At 32.2% G+C, this 17796-nt stretch carries 12 protein-coding genes and 3 tRNA genes; 12 read left to right on the top strand and 3 right to left on the bottom strand.

Features of this window, described 5'->3' with window-relative positions; all coding sequences use genetic code 11:
• The first annotated feature begins 70 nt into the window (after nt 1-70).
• From porK to EG240_RS01205, 9 genes are all read left to right on the top strand, one after another.
• Nucleotides 71-1492 carry a T9SS ring complex lipoprotein PorK/GldK gene (porK, locus tag EG240_RS01245; protein WP_125016593.1) on the top strand — a complete coding sequence of 474 codons (1422 nt, stop codon included), beginning with the start codon at nt 71-73 and terminating at the stop codon, nt 1490-1492.
• 51 nt (nt 1493-1543) lie between these two features.
• Nucleotides 1544-2317 carry a type IX secretion system motor protein PorL/GldL gene (porL, locus tag EG240_RS01240; RefSeq protein WP_125016591.1) on the top strand — a complete coding sequence of 258 codons (774 nt, stop codon included), beginning with the start codon at nt 1544-1546 and terminating at the stop codon, nt 2315-2317.
• A gap of 30 nt (nt 2318-2347) precedes the next feature.
• Complete coding sequence (gene porM, locus EG240_RS01235; protein ID WP_125016589.1) at nt 2348-3910, top strand: type IX secretion system motor protein PorM/GldM; 1563 nt, start codon at nt 2348-2350, stop codon at nt 3908-3910.
• Between the two features lie 19 nt (nt 3911-3929).
• Complete coding sequence (gene porN, locus EG240_RS01230; protein WP_125016587.1) at nt 3930-4811, top strand: type IX secretion system ring subunit PorN/GldN; 882 nt, start codon at nt 3930-3932, stop codon at nt 4809-4811.
• 63 nt (nt 4812-4874) lie between these two features.
• Nucleotides 4875-5930: an NAD(P)/FAD-dependent oxidoreductase gene (locus tag EG240_RS01225; protein WP_125016585.1), complete on the top strand. Its 1056-nt coding sequence runs from the start codon at nt 4875-4877 to the stop codon at nt 5928-5930.
• A 20-nt stretch (nt 5931-5950) separates the two neighbouring features.
• Nucleotides 5951-7873, top strand: coding sequence for an ABC-F family ATP-binding cassette domain-containing protein (locus tag EG240_RS01220; RefSeq protein ID WP_125016583.1), 1923 nt, complete (start codon nt 5951-5953; stop codon nt 7871-7873).
• 57 nt (nt 7874-7930) lie between these two features.
• Nucleotides 7931-9241, top strand: a complete 1311-nt coding sequence (locus EG240_RS01215; protein WP_125016581.1) for a DUF4026 domain-containing protein — start codon at nt 7931-7933, stop codon at nt 9239-9241.
• 135 nt (nt 9242-9376) lie between these two features.
• Nucleotides 9377-11311, top strand: coding sequence for an outer membrane protein assembly factor BamB family protein (locus EG240_RS01210; protein WP_125016579.1), 1935 nt, complete (start codon nt 9377-9379; stop codon nt 11309-11311).
• A 124-nt stretch (nt 11312-11435) separates the two neighbouring features.
• A complete protein-coding gene (locus tag EG240_RS01205) occupies nt 11436-12041 on the top strand; it encodes a hypothetical protein (RefSeq protein WP_235830313.1) in 606 nt (201 codons plus the stop codon).
• Between the two features lie 69 nt (nt 12042-12110).
• Here EG240_RS01205 and EG240_RS01200 read toward each other — a convergent pair.
• The 3 genes from EG240_RS01200 to EG240_RS01190 form a co-directional block, all read right to left on the bottom strand.
• Nucleotides 12111-12183: transfer RNA gene (locus tag EG240_RS01200), tRNA-Met, on the bottom strand.
• 78 nt (nt 12184-12261) lie between these two features.
• Nucleotides 12262-12334, bottom strand: a tRNA-Met gene (locus EG240_RS01195).
• Between the two features lie 78 nt (nt 12335-12412).
• Nucleotides 12413-12485, bottom strand: a tRNA-Met gene (locus EG240_RS01190).
• A 118-nt stretch (nt 12486-12603) separates the two neighbouring features.
• Between EG240_RS01190 and era the strand changes: the two genes are divergently transcribed.
• From era to EG240_RS01175, 3 genes are all read left to right on the top strand, one after another.
• Nucleotides 12604-13488 carry a GTPase Era gene (gene era, locus EG240_RS01185; RefSeq protein ID WP_125016577.1) on the top strand — a complete coding sequence of 295 codons (885 nt, stop codon included), beginning with the start codon at nt 12604-12606 and terminating at the stop codon, nt 13486-13488.
• Nucleotides 13489-13515: 27 nt separating this feature from the next.
• The gene (gene der / locus EG240_RS01180) at nt 13516-14826 is read left to right on the top strand and encodes a ribosome biogenesis GTPase Der (RefSeq protein WP_125016576.1); all 1311 of its coding nucleotides are present in this window, start codon (nt 13516-13518) and stop codon (nt 14824-14826) included.
• Between the two features lie 82 nt (nt 14827-14908).
• The gene (locus EG240_RS01175; protein WP_125016573.1) at nt 14909-17722 is read left to right on the top strand and encodes a T9SS type A sorting domain-containing protein; all 2814 of its coding nucleotides are present in this window, start codon (nt 14909-14911) and stop codon (nt 17720-17722) included.
• The last annotated feature ends 74 nt before the right edge of the window (nt 17723-17796 follow it).

The following is a 17796-nucleotide window of genomic DNA, read 5'->3' as shown; positions in this document are numbered from 1 at the left end:
TGTATAATTGAAAATAAATAAATAGGTTTACGCTTTCGAAATAATTAAAATTATAAACCCCAAGAAATATATGAAGAAGTTCATTACACTTTCAGCAGTTGTTTCATTGTTATTCAGTTGTGGTTCTGGAGACAGAGGTGAGCTACTAAACGGTGCTCAAGGTAAAAGATGGATTACTGAAAAGCCACAAGGGATGGCTTACATTCCAGGTGGAACTTTTACAATGGGAAGTACTCATGAAGATTTATTAAGCGCTCAAGATGCCCCTGTTAGAACAGTAACTGTCGGTTCTTTCTACATGGACGAAACTGAAATTACAAATAATCAGTACCGAAAATTTGTTGATTTTGTTAGAGATTCTGTTGTTCGTACACGTTTAGCTATCATGGCAGACGAGATGGGAATGGATGCTAGTGCTGGAGGAATTGGATTATTTGCTTTTCAAGAGGTTCAAGATCCTTCTTTAAACCAGAATCAATCTGCTTACGATCGTTATATGTATGATAACTACTATAGCATGGCTATGGATCAAGATGAATATGCTGGTCGTAGATTAAATAAAAATGCAAAATTAATTGATAATCCACAGAGATATCCAGATGAATATTACACAGAAGTAATGGATTCATTAACGATTCCGTCTGCTGATTCTTTCTTTGGAGTTCCTTCATTTGATGTGTCTAAATTAAAATTCAAATATTCTTGGATGGATAAAGAATCTGCAATTAGAGATAATAATACAAGTGCAAGAGACAGAAGATCTAAATATTTAAAAACTGAGATTGTAAATGTATATCCAGATACAACTCGTTGGGTTAAAGAATTTAATTATTCGTATAATGAACCAATGCATGATGAATATTTTTGGCACGAAGCTTATGGAGAATATCCAGTAGTTGGTGTTAATTGGTATCAAGCAAAAGCTTTCGCAGCTTGGAGAACATTATATAGAAATTCTCATCTAAAATCACGTAATGCTAACACAGCATTGAACGAATACCGTTTACCTTCTGAAACAGAATGGGAATATGCAGCTCGTGGTGGAATCGAAAAAGGAATGTATCCTTGGGGAGGTCCATATACAACAGACGAGAAAGCGTGTTTCTTAGCTAACTTCAAGCCAGATCGTGGTGATTACGCTGAAGATGGTGCATTGTTTACAGCTGAAGCTAGATCTTATAAGCCAAATGGTTATAATTTATATAATATGGCTGGAAACGTTGCAGAGTGGACAAATACTCCGTATGATGAATCGGCTTATTTATTGAATTCAGCGTTAAAACCTAAAGATAAAGCAGTAAGCCAAAATCCATTTAAAGTGGTTCGTGGTGGATCTTGGAGAGATATTTCTTATTTCTTAAGAGTATCAACTCGTGATAAAGAAAATGCTGATTCAGCTCGTAGCTATATTGGATTCAGAAACGTTGTATCTGCTCCTGGACCAAACAGTGGTGAAGCAACTTCTGCTGGAAGTGGAAGAAGTGGACGTTAATAAATTAAAATCTCTTTAAACTATATTAAAAAATATTAAATAATTAGAATTATGGCAATACCTAAAAAATTAATGAACTTCTGCTATGGTATGGGTGCGGCGGTTGTAATCGTTGGAGCTTTATTTAAAATTACTCATATAGAGTTAGGACCTTTGAATGGTAATAACATGCTAACAGTTGGTTTATTGGTAGAAGCGTTAATCTTTGCTATTTCAGCTTTCGAACCAGTAGATGATGAGTTAGATTGGTCTCGTGTTTATCCTGAATTAAAAGGTGGTGAGCCTCGTAAAATGCAAGTTGGTGGAGTTGTTCAAACTTCTTCGGTTGCAGGATCTACTCCAATTTCTTCACAAGCTGCACCAGTTTCTAATCAAACGGCAGTGCCAGCTTCTTCTTTCCAAACTTCTGCACCAGTTTATTCTGGGAATGTCGCTCCTTCTGGAGAAGAAAGAGGTATGTTGTCTGAAAAATTAGACAAAATCTTAAGAGATGCTAAAATTGATGGTCAATTAATGTCTAGTTTAAGTAATAGTATTAAAAACTTTGAAGCTGCTGCTAAAGGTATTGCTCCAACTGTTGATGCTGTTGCTTCTTCTAATAGATATGCTGAAGAAATGACTTTAGCTGCTACTCAATTAGAATCTTTAAATTCTATGTATAAAGTTCAATTAGAGAGCGCAACTAAAAATGCTGATATTAACCGTGAGGTTGCTGAAAATAATTTAAAGTTAAAAGAACAAATGCAGTCGTTGACTTCGAACTTGTCAACTTTAAACGCAGTTTATGGTGGAATGTTATCTGCAATGGGTAAAGCAACTAATTAGTATTAATCTTAAAAAAAATTCTAATTAGAAATGGCAGGAGGAAAATTAACCCCAAGACAGAAGATGATTAACTTGATGTATTTGGTGTTCATCGCGATGATGGCGCTTAATATGTCCAAAGAAGTGTTGACAGCTTTTGGATTGATGAATGAGAAGTTTGAAGCTTCAAATCAAACCGCTCAATTAGTAAACGAAAGTTTACTTAACGCTATGGCTAGTCGTGCAGAAGATGATCCGACTCGTTATTTAGCAGACTACGAAAAGGCGCAACAAATAAGTAAAATATCTAATGATTTTTATAATTATATAGGTACCTTGAAGACGTCTTTAACTGAAAAAGTTGTTTTAGACGAGAAAACAGGTAAAATGCCTTATGAACAAATGGATAAAGGTGAAGCAATCGATTACGGTTGGTTTGCTGGTGAGGGATATTCCGACAAAGGAAATGAAATCATTAAAAAGTTTGCACAATATCGAGAAGATGTTAAAAAAATATTAGGTAATGATGTTTCTTATCAATTTTTAGTTCAAAATTTAGATGCTAAATTCGAAACTAAAGATGTTACAGATTCTCAAGGTATTACTAAGCCGTATTTAGATTATCATTACAAAGGTTATCCTTCAATAGCTTCTTTAACTAAATTATCTGCTTTGCAAAATGATGTTAGAGAGATTGAAGCTGAAGCTTTTAATATGTTCTTAGGGAATACGTTAAAACAGGCTGCTTCGATGAAAAATTATCAAGCATTTGTAATTACTGATAAATCGGTGTATTTTGCTGGAGAACCAATTAAAGGTAAAGTTGTTTTAGGACGTTTTGATAAATCAACTGTACCAACTGCTGTTACTGTAAATGGTAGAGCTATTGATCCTAAAAACATGGTTGACGGTCAGGTAGTTTTAAATATGACAGCAGGTAACGTGGGTGAACATAAATTCAACGGAAAATTCACTTTCATGGAAGATGGTCAACCGGTTGTTGTTGATGTACAAAATTCAAACTACGTTGTTGTTCCTCGTCCAAACTCAGCTACTATTGCTGCAGATAAGATGAATGTAGTTTATATTGGTTTAGATAACCCAATTTCTGTTTCTTTTGCTGGAGTATCGAATGATAAAGTAAATGTTACTTCTTCTATCGGAGGATTAAGAAAAGTTGGTGAGGGTAAATATGTTTTAAAACCAACTGCAGGACGTGAAGTTACAATTACTGCAAGTGGAACATTACCTGATGGGAAAGTAGTTTCTGATAAACAATTATTCCGTGTTAAACCTATTCCAGCAGGGAGAGGTACAATTCGTGGTGAATATGCTGCTAAAGGTCCTGTTGAAAATATGTTAAAATCAACAATTTCAGCTAGAATGGAAGATTTTGATTTCGAAGTAAACATTTCAGTTACTGAATGTATTGTTGTTTTTCCAAGAATTGGTTCTACTAAATTATCTGGCGGTAGATGGAATGATGAAGCAATTAGAATGGCTGAACGTTTAAAACCTGGAGATGTTGTTAGAATTACTGGAATAAAGACTAAGTTAACGGGTGCTGACATTCCAATGAAAACGGCTTCTGATGCAACTTATACAATTCAATAATATTTAAAATTTTAATATTATGACATTTAATAAAATATCATTAATTGCAGTTTCGCTTTTCTCTAGTCTGTCTATGTTTGGACAAGCAGGGTTATTAAATGCGCAATCTGCAGGTGAGATTGGTTTGAAACCAATGGAAGAGATTTACGCTAAATCTGAAGGGCCAATTCTTTACCAAAAAGTAAACGATAACGATATCCTTTTTGAAAAGAAAGTTTGGGAAAGAATTCCTTTAAATGAACGTGCTAATTTCGTGTATTATTATCCTGAACGCGCTACTGTTGATAGAAAACCTCTTTTTCAAATTTTGAAGGAAGCTATTGCTAATAAAGATATTACTGAAGTGTATTCTGATGAAAATTTCCGCACAAAAATTGATTTAAAAGATTTAGATGGTAAATTCTATAGAACTGATACTACAGATACAGGTAAAGAATATTTAATGTATGGAAATAGTGTTCCTGATGAATTTATTGTCAAAACAGAATTAAAACCAAGTGATGTTAAAGAGTACCGTATAATGGGTACTTGGTATTTCGATAGAAATGCTGGGGAGATGAAATATCGTTTATTAGGTTTAGCTCCAATTGTAGTTGATATCAATACTGTTGGTACAGAATATGAAAGTGAGATCCCATTATTTTGGGTTTTCTTCCCTGGTGCACGTCAAGTATTGTATGAAAACTATGCGTATAATGAAAGAAATCCTGCTCAAAAGGTAAGTTTTGATTATTTGTTCAATGCTCGTAAGTTTAATAGCGTAATTTATAAGACAGATAACCAATACGGTGATGCAGCAATCGAAGATTATGTTAGAGAAAATGCTATGGAGCAGTTGTTAGAAGCTGAACGTATTAAAGAATCTATCAGAAACTTTGAAGATGATTTATGGAATTACTAATTTTGTAATATCTTAATATAAAACTCTTATCGTAAGGTAAGAGTTTTTTTATATTTTAAAAAAATGAAAGATTATTTAATTGTTGGAGGAGGAATTGCTGGGTTGTGTTTTGCAGATTTTTGTTTAAAGCATAATAAATCTTTTGTTTTAATGGATGATCAGATTCGAACATCGTCTAAAGTTGCTGGAGGTATGTTTAATCCTGTTGTTTTGAAGCGATTTACTTCTATTTGGAATTCAGATGAACAGTTAGCTCTTGCGATGCCTTTTTATAAAAATATTGAAGCTGATTTAAATACGAAGTTTCTGTATGAAATTCCTATTTATAGAAAATTCGCATCTATTGAAGAACAAAATAATTGGTTTCATTCGTGCGATCAACCATCGTTAAGTCATTTTTTAAATGATAAAATTTCCAAAGAGTCGATTAACCATATCCATTGCGATTATGGTTTTGGAGAAGTTTATCAAACGGGTTTTTTGGATGTAAATCATTTTATTGTTTCGTATCAAGATTTTTTAAAACAAGAAAATTTATTAATAACGGAATCATTTGATTATGATGGAATTGATTTTCAAAATGATTCGGTTAATTATAAAGGAAATTCATATAAGAATATTATTTTTGCCGAAGGTTTTTCGATGCTAAACAATCCGTTTTTCAATCATTTACCGTTAGATGGAACAAAAGGAGAACTCTTGATTGTTAGAATACCTGATTTGAAGTTGGATAAAATCGTGAAATCTGGAATTTTTATTATTCCTTTTGGTGATGATTTATACAAAGTAGGAGCGACGTACAATTGGCAAGATAAAACGGATATTCAAACAGTTGAAGCTAAAAATGAACTTTTAGAAGGTTTACGTGATTTAATCGATTGCGATTTCGAAGTGGTTCAGCATTTAGCTGGAATTCGTCCAACAGTAAAAGATCGTCGTCCTTTAATTGGAACGCATTATAAGCATAAACAAATTCATCTTTTAAATGGTTTAGGAACTCGTGGAGTTCTTTTAGGTCCTTATTTATCTGATTTGCTTTTTTCTAAAATTGAATTCGGAATTCCATTAGATCAAAACGTAGATATCAATCGTTATTACAAAAAAATGCAACTTATATAGTTGTTCAATTCATATATAAAATGTTAAACATACATAATTTATCGGTTTCTTTCTCGGGAGAATATTTATTTGAAAATGTTACTTTTCGTTTAGGAGCCGGCGACCGCGTTGGTTTGGTTGGAAAAAATGGAGCAGGAAAATCAACGATGTTAAAAATTCTTTCTCGTGATGTAGAACCAGATTCGGGAAGTATTGCAACTGAAAAATCTTTGCAAATTGGATTTCTTCGTCAGGATGTGGATTTCGATTTAGGAAGATCAGTTCTTGAAGAAGCATATCAAGCATTTGTTGAAATCAAAAAAACGGAACGCGAAATCGCCGAAGCTAACGAACAATTGGTTACCAGAACAGATTACGAAAGTGAAGCTTATTCTGAGATCATTGAGCGTATGAGTGATTTAACACATCATTTTGAGATTATTGGTGGTTATAATTATGTTGGAAATACCGAACGTGTTCTTTTGGGATTAGGATTTAAACGTTCAGATTTCGATAAACTTACAGAAACGTTTTCTGGTGGTTGGAGAATGCGTATTGAATTAGCAAAGTTGTTACTTCAGAATAACGATTTGTTACTTTTAGATGAGCCAACGAATCACTTGGATATCGAAAGTATTATTTGGTTAGAATCGTATTTAAGAACGTTTCCTGGTGCAGTAGTTATTGTTTCTCACGATAAAATGTTTTTGGATAATGTAACCAATCGTACCATCGAAATTTCATTAGGTAAGATTTACGATTTTAATAAACCGTATTCCGAATATTTAATTCAACGTGAAGAATTACGTGAAATTCAATTAGCAGCTCAGAAAAATCAAGCAAAGAAAATTGAAGAAACAGAAAAGTTGATTTCTAAATTTCGTGCAAAAGCTTCTAAAGCTTCGATGGCGCAATCGTTAATCAAAAAGCTGGATCGTGTCGAGCGAATTGAAGTTGATGAAGATGATAATTCGGTAATGAATATCAGTTTTCCTGTTTCGATTACACCGGGTCGAGTTGTTCTTGAAACGCAGAATTTTTCAAAAGCTTATGGCGAAAAACGTATTTTAACAGAAATTGATTTGTTGGTTGAACGTGGTTCTAAAATTGCTTTTGTTGGTCAAAATGGTCAAGGAAAATCTACTTTTATCAAAGCTGTTGTTAAAGAGTTTGAATATACTGGCGAAATCAAATTAGGTCATAATGTTCAATTGGGATATTTTGCTCAGAATCAAGCCGAATATTTAGACGGTGAAAAAACTCTTTTAGATACGATGATTGATGCTGCAACTGATTCAAATCGTTCTAAAGTTCGCGATATGTTAGGTGCTTTTTTATTCCGAGGTGATGATGTTGAGAAAAAGGTTAAAGTACTTTCTGGTGGTGAACGAAATCGTTTAGCGCTTTGTGTTTTGTTGTTAAAGCCGATTAATGTGCTTTTGATGGATGAGCCAACAAATCACTTGGATATTAAGTCTAAAAACGTTTTAAAAGCTGCTTTAAAGAACTTTGAAGGAACTTTGTTGTTGGTTTCTCACGATCGTGATTTCTTGCAAGGAATGTCTGAAAAAGTATATGAATTTAAAGACGAAAAAATTAGAGAATATTTGGGCGATATCAACTATTTCTTAGAACAACGCAATGTTGAAAATATGCGTGAATTCGAAAAAGTTGATGAAGTAAAAGTTTCTAAAAAAGAAGAAGTTAAAAATGTTGTCAAAACATTGAGTTACGATGATCAGAAGAAATTAAAAACACTTCAGAATAAATTGAGCAAAATCGAAAGTCAGATTTCTGATTTAGAAAAGAAAATCAAAAAGGATGATGTTGATTTAGCATCTGATTATGATAGATTGGTAAATGACAAAAATTTCTTTTCACAATACGAAAAAAAGAAGAAAGATTTAGAACAATATATGCTTGATTGGGAGCAGGTTCAAGAAGAAATCGATACAAAATCATAATTTCAAGCAGCTATTTTTTAGCTGCTTTTTTTGTATATTTAATAAAAAATTGAAATTATGGAACAAGATGATTTGTATGAATTAATTGAAAATGAAGGAATAAGATTGACTTCGGAAATGGCAATTTATCCTTCGGACGAAAATTTTGTATTTGAAGAAAATGCAATGAAATCGGCTTTAGCTAATCGTAAAGATTTTAAATTAGTGAAATTCGAAAGAGCCGAAATTGATGAAGAAGATCGTGAATTTATTCTTCAAAAATATCAAGTGGAAGTTGAATATCAAGAAGTCGATTTTCATTTAGATTTGATGGTGTTTGTAAATTATGATCGAGATTTGGATGAATTTCAATTAGGAAATCGTATTTCAAATGAAGAAAGAGAAGCTTATCTACGTCAGAATTATTTTCTAGAAACGAGTCAATATTTTTCTGATGATTATTTAGATAGTTATCATTTGCAATTAAAAGTGATGCAGGCAATTGTAGAAAAACCTTCGGTAGTTTTTGATTATATGCCAATGCGAATTCTTTCTGGAAAATGGGTTGAAATAACTTCAAAGTCGCATATTCCACCAGCTCCTTCGTATTTATATGTGATTCATTCGGTTTATGAAGGCGAAGATGATAATCGTAGTTATTGGTTGCATACGCACGGTTTGCATCGTTGCAATGCTGTTGAATTAGAATTTTTGAATATTAAAAATGGTGCGCAGCAATTTTTTGATGTATTGAATATTGTGGCAACTTCTTTTCTAACTTCAGATTCTAAGAAAAGTGAAAATGAAGTCTTTGATGTTGGTTACGATGGATTAGGATTGAGTTTTTGTTGGCAACGCTGGGAAAAATCGGTTATGCAATTTCCTCCAAATATTTTAGGAGGTTTGAACGAAAGAAATCCACAAGAAGAAAATTATGGACCATCTGGTGTTTTGTTTGCTGTTCAGGAAGATGAAATGGTTTCGCCAGAAATTTACGCAAAAACCTTAGCTGATAATCCGTTATATTTTATTAGCGATGCAGAAACAGAACGAATGGCTGCTTTGGCTTATGATCGTTTTCAATCTTTTAAACGTATTTTCAAAGAGAAATATAATTTTATGAATGAAGATGAAGAAGATGCTTGGTCGTTTTTGGTAAAATTAGGAATTGAAGTTGACGAAGGCGAAGGAAGAGAACATCTTTGGTTTGAAGTTACACATATCGATGAATTGGATAATATTACAGGAATTTTATTGAACCAACCTTATTGGATTGAAGCTTTGAAAAAAGATGATGTCAAAACGTATTCATTAGATTTCTTAACCGATTGGGTAATTTATGGTTCTGAAACCAATTATACTCCAGATACAATTTATGAATTAATCTAAATTTTTTAAAGCGGCTTTTTAGTCGCTTTTTTGTGTTTTTACGAATGTTAATTTTTTAATTTATTTGTAATTTGGTTATTTGTTTTTGTTAAATTATTATGTAGTTTTACTTAATAATCCAAATAAACTTATAAAATGAAAAATTACGCTTACGTGATTGGATTAACTGCTTTATCAAGTGTTTTTTCAACTGCTGCTTTTTCTCAAAATGTAGTTTCGTTTACTAATGAAATTCAAGAAGTAAAAGTAGAGCCTTTGACTGGAAATATTTTTGTTAAAACCAAAGATGTTCTTTCTAGTGTAAATTCACAATCTAACGCAATTGAATGGTCGATTTCTATTGATAAAATCAATAATCAAAATTCAATAGCGAAAATGTCTAAAATTTATTCGTCTTTATCGAATAATGATTTTTCGAATGCCTTTAAATCAGATTCAGAAATTAGTTTTATTTCTAATTCACCTTTTGCTCAGGTTAAATTTGATAACAATAATGTTTTAATCAATAGTACAAATGGCGAAGTTCTTTTTAACTCAGCTGATTTGGGTTACGTTATTTATTCTTCTTCGTTTATTCCTTCAAATAATGAACTTCTAATTCTTGGTCAAAAAGATAACAAAGTTGTTTTTGTTAATTATGATTTAATTGGGAAAAAAATTAAATGGGAAAGCGAAGTAGGAGATGTTGATGGACTTGGAAAATCTTTAGGTAATTACTTTAAGAGTTTAGTTAAAAACGATGTTTCAGTTTCTGAAAATAAAATTATTATTGGTAAAAATGTTATTTATGCAGGAGTTAAAAATTTACTTTTTGCTTTAGACCAAAATAACGGAACTGTAAAATGGAAAACAGATTATCCGGTAAATAATTTTTTTATTAGCGGAAACGGAGATAAGATGATTACTATTTTGAATTCAGGCGGATTATTATCTTCTAAACAAAAATTGAATATGCTTGATGCTTTTACAGGCGAAAAAGTTTGGAAAGATGATATCACAACGGCATATATTTCATATTTAGAAGATCACGGCGATAAGGTTTTAATTGCTCATCAAAAAGGATTTAATTTTTATGATTATGCAACAGGAGAAAAACTTTGGAAAAAAGATCCGAAAGGTTCTGATATTAAACGAGTGATTCCAATCGATGGTGATTATTTGTATATTGCTGATAACGAAATGAACTTAATTGATAAAGAAGGTAAAAGCAAATGGAAAAAATTCGTTGAAATTGCTGATGATTCAGAAGATCAAGTATATTATTTAGGTAAAGTTGGTAACGATCGCGTTTTTTACTTAACAGATACTTATGGTAATATGGTTGAATATGCTACTGGAAAAAAAATCTGGAAAAAAAATGTAGAGTTTGATAAAAAACGTCCGTTAACTTATGATTTTAAAGATGATAAATTCTTAGTTTATAATAATAAACGTATTTATACTTTTAATTCTAATAATGAAGATAGCCCAAAACCTAAAGGGAAAATTGATGTTGAAAATGACAAAACAATTCAAACTTTAGAATCTTTTGATTGGGGCGTTTGTATCGTTGGTCAAAATGATGTAATTGGTTTGGATAATGATGGTAATGTAATTTATCAAAAAACATATTCAGAACCAGGCGAAGCAGCTAGACGTTTAATGAAAACTGGAGGAATTATTGCTTCATCTTACTTTGGGTTTAAAGGTTCTGCTCAAAAAGCAATTGCAAATACGCAAATAACTTACGTTGATAGCAACGGAAACGAAATAAGTCAAGATTTGTTTTCTGAAAGTGCTAAAAATAAGAAAACTCAAAAAGGAAATCAAAATGAAGATTTCTCAGATATGATAGATAAAAATTTATTAGCAAGTGTAAATAGCCGTTTCAACGGATTAAAACAAAGTAATAATTATGCTGTTGTTTTAGCTAAAGGTTCAAACGGACCAGAATTGGTTAAAGTTCGTAAAAAAGATGGAGTAGAAGTTGTTAAAATTAGTTTAGATTCTAACAAACCAATTTATGAAATTGACGGAGTAACTGATAATATTTATTTTGCTTCAGGGAAGGATCTGAAAATGTATAAATAAAAATTTAATAAATAGATGTTTCATTCTATTTAAAATTAAAAAGGTGATTAGCTCCAAAATAGGCTATCTCTAATTTGAGATGGTCTATTTTTTTATGTTAAGAATAAAAGTTTTCTTAAAAAAAATGGATAACTTTAGAAATTCAGTTTGTTTTAATTTTAATTATTTTATGATGTTTAATCGAAGTATTTTAGTCCTTTTCTTTTTTATTGGTAATTATTTATTTGCTCAAAATAAGCCGCAATCAAAAATATTTTTAGAACAATTCAAACCTTTAATTGGGCAATATTTCGAAGGGGAAATTGTTTCTGGCGGAAAAGAAGGTGATGGATTTGTAGGAAAACGTTTGCTTATGGAAGTGATGAGTTACGACGACCGAGAAGTGAAAATTCCGTTTTATGTTGGTGATGACAAATCTAGAACTTGGGTTTTGTCTTATTCCAATAATGTTTTGACTTTGAAACACGATCATAGACATAAAGATGGTTCTGCAGATGAAGTTACTTTTTATGGAGGAACTGCAACAAATGAAGGTTCTGATGTAATTCAAGTTTTTCCTGCTGATAATGAAACCTGTCAAATGATAGATTATGCTTGTCAGAATGTTTGGTGGATTACAATGGATGGGACAACCTACACGTATAACCTTCGTAGAATTGGAACAGACCGACTTTTTACAGTAAAGTTTGATTTGTCTAAACCTGTTAAATCAGATTATAAACCTTGGTAGTTCATCTAAATCTACTATTTCTAAAATTAAAAAAGCCATTTGTTGTATCAAACAAATGGCTTTTCTTAGTAGCGGGAACTGGACTCGAACCAGTGACCTTCGGGTTATGAGCCCGACGAGCTACCTACTGCTCTATCCCGCGCTGTGCGCTTTATGAATTTTAGTTACTTTCAAATATAAATTCACTAATTTTTTGAAAGGGTAGAAGTTACCAACTTAGTAGCGGGAACTGGACTCGAACCAGTGACCTTCGGGTTATGAGCCCGACGAGCTACCTACTGCTCTATCCCGCGCTGTGCGCTTTATGAATTTTAGTTACTTTCAAATATAAATTCACTAATTTTTTGAAAGGATTGAAGTGATCAACTTAGTAGCGGGAACTGGACTCGAACCAGTGACCTTCGGGTTATGAGCCCGACGAGCTACCTACTGCTCTATCCCGCGATGTTTCGAGTGCAAATGTAATACAACATTTGAGAACTGACAAGTTTAATGTAATAAAATTTTTAATTCGTGTATTTCACAGATTATAACTACCTTTGCAAAGTTTAAATTAGGTAAAATGACACATAAAGCAGGATTTGTTAATATTATTGGTAATCCAAACGTAGGAAAATCAACTTTGATGAATGCGTTCATCGGAGAGCGTCTTTCTATTATTACTTCTAAAGCACAAACAACCAGACATCGTATTTTAGGAATTGTAAACGGAGAGGATTTTCAAATCCTTTTTTCGGATACGCCTGGAATCATTAAACCGGCTTATGAGCTTCAATCTTCAATGATGGATTTCGTGAAATCTGCTTTTGAAGATGCCGATGTGTTGATTTATATGGTTGAAATAGGAGAGCGCGAGTTGAAAGACGAAGCTTTCTTTAATAAAATTCGTAATGCTAAGGTTCCGGTTCTTCTTCTATTGAATAAAATCGATAAATCGAACCAAGGTCAATTAGAGGAGCAAGTTACACTTTGGAAAGAGCAAGTTCCTAATGCCGAAATTTATCCTATTTCTGCTTTACAAGGATTTAATGTAAAAGAAGTTTTTGATAGAATCGTTGAGATTTTACCAGAATCTCCTGCATATTATCCTAAAGATGCATTGACAGATAAACCAGAACGTTTCTTTGTTAATGAAATTATTCGTGAAAAAATTCTGTTAAACTATGAGAAAGAAATTCCATACTCTGTCGAAATAGAAACTGAAGAATTTTTAGAAGATGAAAAGATAATTAGAATCAAGGCGGTTATTATGGTAGAACGTGATAGTCAAAAGGGAATTATTATCGGACACAAAGGCTCTGCAATCAAAAAAGTTGGAATGCAAGCTCGTGAAGAATTAGAGAAATTCTTTGATAAACAAGTTCATATCGAAATGTTTGTTAAAGTAAATAAAGACTGGAGAAATAATTCGTTTCAATTAAAAAGATTCGGATATAATCAAAAATAAAAAATACACTTATTAAAGTGAATAAGTATGAGTAATATTATAGCCATAGTTGGAAGACCTAATGTAGGTAAATCTACTTTTTTTAACCGTTTAGTACAAAGGCGAGAAGCTATTGTTGACTCGGTTTCGGGGGTAACACGTGATCGTAATTACGGGAAAAGTGAGTGGAATGGAAAAGAATTTTCAGTAATTGATACTGGAGGATATATTAAAGGATCTGAAGATGTTTTCGAAGCAGAAATTCGTCGTCAGGTTGAATTAGCAATTGACGAAGCAGATGCAATTGTATTTGTTGTTGATGTTGAAGAAGGGATAACTCCTATGGATGCTGAAGTTGCTAAATTATTAAGAAAAGTTACCAAGCCAATTATCGTTGCAGTTAATAAAGTGGATAACGCTAAACGTGAAAACGATGCCTTAGAGTTTTATAACTTAGGTTTAGGTGAATATATTACGTTTTCTGCAATGTCAGGAAGTGGAACGGGAGAGTTGTTAGATAAGGTTGTTGAAGTTTTACCTGAATTACCTCCGGTTGATGAGAATCCAGAAGAACTTCCAAGGTTCGCAGTTGTTGGTCGTCCTAATGCAGGGAAATCTAGTTTTATCAATGCTTTAATCGGTGAAGATCGTTTTGTAGTAACTGATATCGCTGGAACAACTCGTGATGCAATTGATACAAAATACAATCGTTTTGGTTTTGAATTTAACTTAGTTGATACTGCAGGTATTCGTCGTAAAGCAAAAGTTAAAGAAGATTTAGAATTTTATTCAGTTATGCGTTCGGTTCGTGCGATCGAACACGCAGATGTTTGTATTTTAGTTATTGATGCAACTCGTGGATTCGAAGGTCAAGATCAAAGTATTTTCTGGTTGGCTGAGAAAAATCGTAAAGGAATTGTAATCTTAGTTAACAAATGGGATTTGGTTGAGAAAGATACCATGACAACGGTTGAATACGAACGTAAAATTCGTGAAGAAATTGCTCCATTTACAGATGTGCCAATTCTTTTTGTTTCTGCTTTAACTAAGCAACGTTTGTTAAAAGCTTTAGAAACTGCTGTTCACGTTTACGAAAGTAGAAAGAATCGTATTCCTACTTCTAAATTTAACGAAGTAATGTTGCCAATTATCGAGCGTAATCCGCCACCAGCATTAAAAGGTAAATATGTAAAGATTAAATATTGTATGCAATTGCCAACTGCAATTCCACAGTTTGTATTCTTCGCTAACTTGCCACAATATGTAAAAGATCCGTATAAGAGATTTTTAGAAAATAAACTTCGCGAGATTTATGATTTCCAAGGAGTGCCAATCGATATTTATTTTAGACAAAAATAATTTTAAAAACCTTTTCGTTAATGAAAAGGTTTTTTGTTTTTTGTGAAGTTTTTTATTTTATATTTATGAAAACTTAATATTTATGAAAAAAACTTTACTTTTTTTACTTTTTTTAGTTTTGTTTTCAAAACTGCAAGCGCAAACAACTTATTTTGTTGATGCAACAGGAACCGGTAATGGCTTGTCTTGGGCAACTGCTTCAAATGATTTGCAACTCATTATCAATACTGCATCTGATGGAGATCAAATTTGGGTGAAACAGGGGATTTATCAACGTGGAGTTGGTTTGGCTTTTGAACTGAGAAAAGATGTTTCTCTCTATGGTGGTTTTCCAAATGTAGCTAATCCTACATTTGAAGAGCGAAATCCGAATCTTTACGAAACCATTTTAAAAGGAAATCAATCGCGAGTTTTACAAGTGAGTGGAATTTTAGTTCGACTTTTAAATACAACAATTATTGACGGTTTTACATTAACCGAAGGTAATTCAATTGCAGGTTCAGGGTTATATAATTATTTAAGTGATGCAACCTTTCGAAATTTAAAAATAATTAATAACATTAGTACTATGGGACTAGGTGCTGGTGTTAATGTTTCATCTTCGAACTCTATATTTTATCAAGTCTTAGTAGCTCATAATACCTCTGTCTTAACACCAGGTTCTGATGGTGATACTGCCGGAATGGAAGTGGCAAGTGCAAATATTAAACTTGTTAATTGTGTAATTACTAATAATCATGCAGAGGGTTTTGTTGGAGGAGTAACTACTTCTGGGGCAACTATGCATATTTACAATTCGATTATTTATGGAAACACTGCAGATGTTGATTATATTCATTCAGCTCCCAATGACAATTTTCGTTCTTATGGATTTAGTACAACTTATTGTAAAAATTCTATTCTTGAAGGGTCAAATGGGAGCGATTTTTATTTTGAAGGACAACAATGGTTCGGTCATTATGGAACTGATTTAGGGGGGAATTTTGATATTGATCCACTCTTCAATGATGACTATTCTCTGCAAGAATTGAGTTTAGGAATTAACAAAGGAGATAGTCAAGTACTTATTGATAATGCATTAAATTCAGGATTTGATTTTGAGAAAAATGATAGAATAGTCGATGTTGTTGATATTGGATTGTTTGAATACCAAACACCTTTGTCTAATATTTTATACGTAAAAGAAGGTGGAACTGGAAATGCTTCTTCATGGGAAAATGCTTCCGGTGATTTACAATTAACTATGGATAGACAAATTCCAGGTAATCAGGTTTGGGTTGCGGCAGGTACTTATCCTGTTAAACCTGCTGCTGATGGAATTATTTATTATTTTAAATTACGTGATAATATAGAGGTTTATGGTGGATTTCCAGCAACGGGTAATCCAACATTTGAAGATAGAGATTATGAAAATAATTCAAGTATCTTAACTTCGACAGGTTATCATGTTATAGGTAACTTTCATCATGAAGATAAAAAACTTAGCTCAAATGCGAAACTGGATGGTTTTGTAGTGAGTTCAACGGGGTTGAGTTATGCCCAATTCGAAAGTAATTCCGAAGCTACTTTTTCAAATATGTCATATATAAATAATGTTACTGTAGCTTCATTAATTATGATTAAAAATGATGCAAATCCAACATTCATTAATTCATATTTTTCTAATAATACAATGGATTATGTTGGAAGTGCTCTCGCTTACTTAACACATAAAGCCAAGGCGAAATTTGAAGGATGTAATTTTATAGCAAATAACGTTACCAATACATCTGTTTTTAGATTAATTAGAGATAGTTATATACATGTAGATAATTGCCTTTTTAAAGATAATCCGGTTGTTAATAATATGTCTGTTTTTTATATCAACAATAGTTCTGCTGATATTGTAAATTCTGTATTTGACTCAAATTGTTCGCTTCCAAATGGTAGTAGCGTTCTTAGAATTGATGGAAATGAGTATATTAATCCACCTTTACCTCCATTTCCTATAAAAGTAAATATTGATAGATGTATTTTTAAAAATAATTTCAATCAAGCGATAGAGGCAACAGGACAACTTAAAGATACACTTGTGATTAATAATTCGTTGTTTTATGGAAATCGTGGGCCCTCGGGTGGTGCTATACATAAAAGTAATGAAATTAATTTTTATATTAACAATTCAACAATTACTCAAAATCATGCTTATTCTCAGCATGGTGGTGGTATTTTTATTTCACGTTCTCCAGATCCGCAGGAACAGTATGGAGTAAATGAAATATCTAATTCCATAATTTATAATAATACGGCAGTTTATGTTTTTGCACAAAATTTATTTAATTATGTTGCAGCTACTTCAATCAAAAATTCTTTAGTTCAAGGTTCTGGAGGCAGCTCAAACTGGATTGTAAATGCTTTTAATTATCCAGGTACGATACCAGTTACAGATTTAGGCGGGAATATTGATGCTAATCCAATGTTTATAGATCCAGAAAATGAAAATTTCAGACTCAGTTACGGAAGTCCTGCTATTAATGCTGGTTTTAATAGTATTTATAATACAGATGCAATTCCAAATATTTCAAATTTTAACATAGATTTAGATGGGAATCCTCGATTTGTAGATACCATTGTTGATATTGGGGCTTATGAGTTTAACAATGATCCGCTTGATGTGATTGATTTGAAATATGAAAATTACATTAAAATATATCCAAATCCTGCGAATGATTTCGTTTATATCGAAACAGAACAATTTGATTTTCTAAATGTTACAGTTTTTTCAATTGATGGGAAACAGATTGTTCAGACAACTTCGAAAATGATAGATGTTTCAAATTATTCAAAAGGAATTTATATTTTCCAGATTGAATTATCAAACCAAAAGAAATACTCTAAAAAAATAATTGTGAAATAAAATAATATCGGTAAACCTTTTAATAATTGCGACTTATGAGTGTAAACTTGTAAGTCGCTTTTTTGTACTTTTGT

The organism is Paenimyroides tangerinum (assembly GCF_003865405.1).
In the GTDB taxonomy this organism is placed as follows: Bacteria; Bacteroidota; Bacteroidia; order Flavobacteriales; family Flavobacteriaceae; genus Flavobacterium; species Flavobacterium tangerinum.
This window is presented reverse-complemented; position numbering and strand designations above follow the sequence as displayed.

Bases quoted from the DNA above. Each gene is read 5' to 3' on its own strand.
- porK (WP_125016593.1), top strand. From the start codon at position 71: ATGAAGAAGTTCATTACACTTTCAGCAGTTGTTTCATTGTTATTCAGT.
- porL (WP_125016591.1), top strand. From the start codon at position 1,544: ATGGCAATACCTAAAAAATTAATGAACTTCTGCTATGGTATGGGTGCG.
- porM (WP_125016589.1), top strand. From the start codon at position 2,348: ATGGCAGGAGGAAAATTAACCCCAAGACAGAAGATGATTAACTTGATG.
- porN (WP_125016587.1), top strand. From the start codon at position 3,930: ATGACATTTAATAAAATATCATTAATTGCAGTTTCGCTTTTCTCTAGT.
- EG240_RS01225 (WP_125016585.1), top strand. From the start codon at position 4,875: ATGAAAGATTATTTAATTGTTGGAGGAGGAATTGCTGGGTTGTGTTTT.
- EG240_RS01220 (WP_125016583.1), top strand. From the start codon at position 5,951: ATGTTAAACATACATAATTTATCGGTTTCTTTCTCGGGAGAATATTTA.
- EG240_RS01215 (WP_125016581.1), top strand. From the start codon at position 7,931: ATGGAACAAGATGATTTGTATGAATTAATTGAAAATGAAGGAATAAGA.
- EG240_RS01210 (WP_125016579.1), top strand. From the start codon at position 9,377: ATGAAAAATTACGCTTACGTGATTGGATTAACTGCTTTATCAAGTGTT.
- EG240_RS01205 (WP_235830313.1), top strand. From the start codon at position 11,436: ATGGATAACTTTAGAAATTCAGTTTGTTTTAATTTTAATTATTTTATG.
- era (WP_125016577.1), top strand. From the start codon at position 12,604: ATGACACATAAAGCAGGATTTGTTAATATTATTGGTAATCCAAACGTA.
- der (WP_125016576.1), top strand. From the start codon at position 13,516: ATGAGTAATATTATAGCCATAGTTGGAAGACCTAATGTAGGTAAATCT.
- EG240_RS01175 (WP_125016573.1), top strand. From the start codon at position 14,909: ATGAAAAAAACTTTACTTTTTTTACTTTTTTTAGTTTTGTTTTCAAAA.